Source organism: Caballeronia sp. (genome assembly GCF_028292365.1).
In the GTDB taxonomy this organism is placed as follows: Bacteria; Pseudomonadota; Gammaproteobacteria; order Burkholderiales; family Burkholderiaceae; genus Caballeronia.
Genome location: NZ_JAQGMM010000092.1, coordinates 1 through 6,277, shown reverse-complemented (window position 1 = coordinate 6,277; position 6,277 = coordinate 1). Strand labels below are relative to the sequence as shown.

General features: G+C 58.6%; 5 protein-coding genes and 1 pseudogene. 1 reads left to right on the top strand and 5 read right to left on the bottom strand.

The features are described 5' to 3' along the window. Positions 1–984 (bottom strand): OFA family MFS transporter (locus JWR14_RS05755; protein ID WP_299702855.1); only part of this gene is annotated, 984 nt, incomplete at its 3' end. A gap of 791 nt (positions 985–1,775) precedes the next feature. Between JWR14_RS05755 and JWR14_RS05750 the strand changes: the two genes are divergently transcribed. Beyond that, positions 1,776–2,597: an alpha/beta hydrolase gene (locus JWR14_RS05750; protein WP_299702852.1), complete on the top strand. Its 822-nt coding sequence runs from the start codon at positions 1,776–1,778 to the stop codon at positions 2,595–2,597. 46 nt (positions 2,598–2,643) lie between these two features. Here JWR14_RS05750 and JWR14_RS05745 read toward each other — a convergent pair whose 3' ends face one another. The 4 genes and pseudogenes from JWR14_RS05745 to JWR14_RS05730 all read right to left on the bottom strand — a co-directional run. Continuing rightward, positions 2,644–3,753 (bottom strand): glycosyltransferase, encoded by a 1,110-nt coding sequence (locus JWR14_RS05745; protein ID WP_299702849.1) that lies wholly within the window; start codon positions 3,751–3,753, stop codon positions 2,644–2,646. An 88-nt stretch (positions 3,754–3,841) separates the two neighbouring features. After that, positions 3,842–4,876, bottom strand: a complete 1,035-nt coding sequence (galE, locus tag JWR14_RS05740) for a UDP-glucose 4-epimerase GalE (protein WP_299702847.1) — start codon at positions 4,874–4,876, stop codon at positions 3,842–3,844. Between the two features lie 23 nt (positions 4,877–4,899). Next, the gene (locus JWR14_RS05735; protein WP_299702844.1) at positions 4,900–6,051 is read right to left on the bottom strand and encodes a glycosyltransferase family 4 protein; all 1,152 of its coding nucleotides are present in this window, start codon (positions 6,049–6,051) and stop codon (positions 4,900–4,902) included. 63 nt (positions 6,052–6,114) lie between these two features. Continuing rightward, positions 6,115–6,277, bottom strand: a pseudogene (locus JWR14_RS05730) (glycosyl transferase); the annotation flags it as partial.

Here is a 6,277-nt window from a genome sequence, read left to right as displayed (position 1 = left end):
GTTCTTGCGTCCGAGCCAGTCCGACGCCGATGCCCACACAAAACGCCCACCCATGTTGAAGAGCGAAAGCAGGCCGACGAAACCAGCTGCGGCAGCAGCCGTGATCGATGCCTTGAAGCTCTCCTGGATCATCACCGACGCTTGTCCGAGCACGCCGATCCCGGCCGTCACGTTGAGGAACAGCACCAGCCAGATCAGGTAGAACTGCGGCGTCTTCAATGCCTGGTCGATATGCACGTGATTGCGCGTGATCATCTTGTTGCCGTTGGTCACCGGCGGCGTCCAGCCTGCCGGCGTCCAGTTCGGACGCGGCACGCGGATAGCGAGTGCGCCGATCGACATCGAGATGAAATAGACAATGCCCAACACCACGAAGGTCTCGGTCACGCCGTTGCTGGTTGCGCTCTTGAAGTGGTTCATCAACGCGACCGAGGCGGGCGCTGCAATCATCGCACCGCCGCCGAAGCCCATGATCGCCATGCCGGTCGCCATGCCGCGCCGGTCAGGAAACCAGCGGATCAGGGTGGATACCGGCGAGACATAACCTAGCCCGAGCCCGATTCCGCCAATCACACCGTAGCCGAGGTAGACCAGCACGATCTGATGCAAATGGATCCCGAGCGCCGCCACCAGGAAACCGCCGCCGAAACAGCAGGCCGCCGTAAACATGGTGCGCCGCGGCCCGACCTTCTCCAGCCATTTGCCGGCGAATGCCGCCGACAACCCGAGAAACACGATGGCCAGCGAAAAGATCCAGCCAAGCGTGGTCAGTGACCAGTCGTCCGGGGCGGATTGCGTGATGCCGATTACCCGCGTGAGTGGTGCGTTGAAAACGGAAAACGCGTAAGCCTGACCAATACACAGATGCACCGCCAACGCGGCGGGCGGGACCATCCAGCGCGAAAATCCAGGTTTTGCGATGGTTGCTTCTTTAGAAAAAAATCCAGGTGAATCGGTAATCGGGCTGCCGGTGTGGGAGCTCATTGTGGGTCTCCAAGCTGGTTTATTTGCGCTGTTTTATCGTTTGCTTTTTTATAGACGAACTTCAATAGCCTCTTGGCAGCGCTGCCAAGAAGTTGCTCAATCGTCGTAGCATGATTTGTACGAAAGACGGGTAAAAACGGAGGTGAATATATGATGTGTCTTTTCATAATGTGAACTTACCGATACTCTCCTCCCACCATAGTTAAGGCATCGTATAGTTGCAATAGGATATGTTCAGACATAAGCAATTGTACCTATATGGCATTCCTTTGTCCGACCCTCTTGGCCATTCCGAATGAGTAAAAACAGGAATTTTCAATAGTCTTCAGGCAAACATGGGTAATAACTTCTATAGCATTGGCTTTCCGGCAAGAGAAGCCGGACTCGCCGGTGCGATTGATTAATTCGTGTTTTCATATGAATTTCGCTTGGCTGCCGGGTTCAGAAAGAGGGCTCGGATCAATGGAAAAAATGCGGCAAAGCGACGAAAACCAAGGCGCGAGAACGCGATGCCGCGCGTCGTTCATCAGACGATTTCAGCAAGTCTTTGCGATGCCATTTTCGTCGGCTACGCTGTAGAACAGCCGTGTTCTCAACCGGGCCCTCATCCATTTCCTTGCCGTTTCATACGATCAATCGAAGCTTGGAGAAATCACCAGGACGTCGCATGAAGCGCGCAGGATTGCACGGCGGAGGCGCAGCAACCTCCGCCATACCCCACGCGTCACGCCCACGCTGAAAGTGATGGTCAGTGGGCGTAGCGCGTTATCTCACCTTAAGGAGCACGTTCGATGAGCACGATCAAGACGAAGGACGGCACGGAAATTTTCTACAAGGACTGGGGTACCGGCAAGACGGTGGTGTTCTCGCACGGATGGCCGCTGGATGCAGACGCATGGGATGCGCAGATGTTGTTCATGGTCCAGAAGGGCTACCGGGTCATCGCGCATGATCGCCGGGGACATGGGCGCTCAGGCCAGCCCGGCCAGGGCAACGACATGGACACCTACGCCGACGACCTGGCCGCGGTGCTCGACGCACTGGACGTGAAGGACGCCATGCTGGTGGGCCACTCCACGGGCGGTGGCGAGGTCGCGCGTTATATCGGGCGGCATGGGACCGGGCGGGTATCGAAGGCCGTGTTGATCGGGGCCGTGCCGCCGATAATGGTGAAGACGGAAGCAAACCCGGGCGGCTTGCCGAAAGACGTATTCGATGGAATCCGCGCAGGCGTGGCAGGCGATCGCTCGCAGTTCTACAAGGATCTGGCGCTGCCGTTCTTCGGCTACAACCGCGATAACGCCAAGAAATCGCAGGGCGTGATCGACACGTTCTGGGCGCAGGGAATGTTGGGCGGGATACTCGGGCACTACTTGTGCATCAAGGAATTTTCGGAGGTCGACTACACGGAAGACTTGAAGAAGTTCGATATCCCGACCCTGATCCTGCACGGCGACGACGACCAGATCGTGCCGATAGATGCAGCCGGAAGACTGTCGGCCAAGATCGTGAAGAATGCGACGCTCAAGGTGTATCCGGGCGGCGCGCACGGCATGTGCGTGGTCGAGGCTGACAAGGTGAACGCGGACTTGCTCGCGTTTGCATCGAGCTAAAAAAGAAACGCTCCGGCCAGGGAAAACCTGGCCGGAGCGGGAACCGTTATTTCTTCACCGGATGAGCCCGCCGGAACACCATCCATCGCGGCGATTTGAACCGGACGATGCTGACGTACAGCCACACGTAGGTGAACGCAAACACCACGACAAAGCAGAACAGATGCAGCGTATGCCGCCAGAACAGCGTGGCGGGAATCACGGCAACCAGACACAGCAGCCACAAATACGGCGACGTCAGCGAATTGCGCCGCGTGAGTTCGCGTGCATTCTGCGCACCGACGGCCCAGCGCATCAAGCGCTTATAAACCAGCATATGCAGATGCACGCCATCGGGAATTCCGGGCGAGATCCCGCGAATAAACTTCTTCCGATAGATCGAGAAACACGTCTCGAAGATCGGGTACATGAACAGCAGCACCGGAAACCACGCTGAGACATCGCGATTGCGCATCACGAGCATGATGGACAGCTCGGCGAGCATGAAGCCGATGAAATACGCGCCGCCATCGCCGAGAAAAATCAGCCCGGCGGGGAAGTTCCAGATGAAGAAGCCCATCACCGCGCCCATCATGATCAGCGAGGCGGACAAGACCACCGGATCGTGAACCTGGAAGGCCACGTAGGCCAGCGACGCGAACATCATGAACGCGACCATGGACGCGAGTCCGTTGAAGCCGTCGATGATATTGATCGCGTTAGCCAAAGCCGCCACTGCCACCACGGTCACGAGACACGAGATGACGCCGTAGGTCAGCAGGAAGTCGAGCGGCGGAACGCTGATACGCGTGACCGCAATCCCCAGCAAGAAGTACGCAAGCGCAGCCGCGGCCATCGTGCAGACCAGGCGTACAACCGGCGTGACCCGCTTGGTCAGGTCCTCAATAAGGCCGGAGAAAAAAGCCGGCATCCCGCAAGCAACAATCGCGAGAATTCCAGACGATACGACCGGATAAGTCCATCGAAGCTGCACCGCCGAGACGGTGAGTCCAACCAGGATTCCGACCCCGCCGACGCGAGGGACGGACCGCGCGTGAAACTTCTGCACGCCGACGAAATCGCTATCGCCGGAAAGGCCTTCGTGCAAATGGGCAAACCGCACGATCAACAGCGTGATGAATAGCGAAACGAGAAAACCGAGCGCGAAACTGAGCATGAAAAATAAGCCACTAAAAAGAACGCGTCAGGCCGGGCCGCGCAGGCGGGGCCTGAACTAAAAGCCAAGCCGCGCCTGAACCAGGACGTCAGGCAAAACCCCGTGGGTTCTGCGACTGCCAGCGCCAGTGATCGACGCACATCCGCTCAATACCATGTTCCGCTTGCCAGCCCAGCAGCTTCGCGGCAGCAGCCGGATCAGCGAAACATTCGGCGATATCGCCCGGACGGCGCGCGACGAGTTCATACGGCACGGGCTTGCCCGACGCCGCTTCGAACGCCTTCACCACATCCAGCACGCTATACCCCTGACCCGTGCCCAGGTTCACGACAAAGCTGCTGTCGAGCGACTCCAGCGCATCGAGCGCCTTGATGTGGCCACGCGCCAGATCGACCACATGAATGTAATCGCGCACGCCGGTGCCGTCGTGCGTTGCGTAATCGCTGCCGAAAATACGCAGGCGTTCCAGCTTGCCCACGGCCACTTGCGCGACATACGGCATCAGGTTGTTCGGCACACCCGCCGGATCTTCGCCGATCAAGCCACTTTCATGCGCCCCGACCGGATTGAAGTAACGCAACGTAGCAATGCGCCACGCCGCATCGGAGATTTCCAGGTCGCGCAAAACCTGCTCGGCGATCAGCTTCGATTGCCCGTAGGGGTTCGTTGCCGACAGCGGGAACGTTTCATCGATAGGCACGCTCTTTGGCACGCCATACACCGTTGCTGACGAGCTGAAGACGATCTTCTTCACATTACGCGCGCGCATGGTGTCGAGCAGCACGAGCAGGCTGTCCATGTTGTTGCGGTAATACTCGATCGGTTTCGCCACCGACTCGCCCACTGATTTCAACGCGGCGAAATGGATCGCGCCGGTGATCGCGTGTTCATCGAAAATGCGGGCGAGGGTAGTTTCATCGCGGACATCGGCTTCGTAGAATGCCAGCTTCTTGCCGGTAATCTGCTCCACGCGTTTCAGCGATTCAGCATTGCTGTTCACGAGGTTGTCGATCACGACGACGCCGTAACCAGCATTGAGCAATTCGACGCAAGTATGCGAGCCGATAAACCCGGCGCCGCCCGTCACGAGGATCGTGCCCTTCGCGCTTGTGTGACCAGTCATGAATAACGCTCCCGGAGGGTGATTTAGAGTGAAACGCCGGTAACCGCGCGTATTGTGCCTTTATAACGCTCGACGACCACGTTTTCGTCGAATTCGCGCGTGACCTTGGCGCGGCCCGCCACGCCCATTTCAGCGCGCGCTGCGTAGCTTGAAAGCAGCAAACGTTCGAGTTGCTGCGCGAGGCCGTCCGCGCTTTTTACTTCGCACAGCAGTCCCGTGACGCCGTTTTCGACGACTTCGCGGCAGCCGGGAACATCGGTGGCGACAATCGGGCGTCCCATTGCCGACGCCTCCATCAAGGTCCGCGGCACGCCTTCACGATACGACGGCAGCACCACGCAATCCGCATTGCCGATAAACGCACGGACATCTTGCGCCTCGCCGAGATAATCGATGACCCCTTCGCGCTGCCAGGCCTGCACTTCGTCGAGCGTGATGGCGCTGGGGTTGTCGACGCCCACGGGTCCGAGCAACTGGAACCGCGCGTACGGATATTTTTCGCGCAGCCGGCGGGCTGCATCGACGTATTCCGCGACGCCTTTATCCCACAGCAGACGGCCAATTAAAATGAAAAAAAAGCCTTCCGTCTGCGGGTTGGAGCGCGGTAGCGGCTGAAAAGCGTAGTCGCCGAGATCGACGCCTTCGCCGTGCAGCAAACGCGCACGCTCCGGATGTACCAGCAGGTCCTGGTCAATGAATGCCTGCCGGTCGTCCTGATTCAGGAACCACACTTCGCGCGGAAACCGGAACGCAAAACGATAAAGCCGCTTCGCTACACTCGCCGTCCGGCTCTTCTGGATGAACACATAACCCAGCCCCGTGGTGACCGCAATGGACGGTACGCCCGCGAGTTTCGCCGCGATCGAACCGTAGATGTTCGGTTTGATCGTGTAGTGAAACACCATGTGCGGCCGGGTGGTGCGGTATTCGCGATAGAGCGCGGCGAGCGTCTTCAGGTCATCGCGGGGATTGGTGCCTTTTGACGCCACCGGCAGCTCCACGCATCGGCAGCCCATTTCTTCGAGCGGCGCGAAAGTCCGGTCGCGCGGCGCGATCACCGAGACTTCCACGCCGCGTTCGATCAGCATCCGCAGCAAGCCGCGCCGGTAGGTGTAGATCGCCCACGCGGTGTTGCAGACGAGGGCAATGCGAAGGCGGGATTTCTCAGCGTTCATTCGATAGGTTTCAGATACGGTATGTCAGGCGCTGGATGGAAGGTATTAGGCAAAAGTACTGCGTCACGCGTTAAACAAGCGCGTTTTCAAAGCGCGCAACGCGCCGTAAGGCAGCACCAGATGTGCCATATTCTTCGCCACGCCGAGCCAGTCCGGCAGGTTCGTCAGGCGCATATATTTCAATTGCAGGCGCAGCGTGGACAGCGTTTGAGTACGCCGTTTTGTC

Bases quoted from the DNA above. Each gene is read 5' to 3' on its own strand.
- JWR14_RS05750 (WP_299702852.1), top strand. From the start codon at position 1,776: ATGAGCACGATCAAGACGAAGGACGGCACGGAAATTTTCTACAAGGAC.
- JWR14_RS05745 (WP_299702849.1), bottom strand. From the start codon at position 3,753: ATGCTCAGTTTCGCGCTCGGTTTTCTCGTTTCGCTATTCATCACGCTG.
- galE (WP_299702847.1), bottom strand. From the start codon at position 4,876: ATGACTGGTCACACAAGCGCGAAGGGCACGATCCTCGTGACGGGCGGC.
- JWR14_RS05735 (WP_299702844.1), bottom strand. From the start codon at position 6,051: ATGAACGCTGAGAAATCCCGCCTTCGCATTGCCCTCGTCTGCAACACC.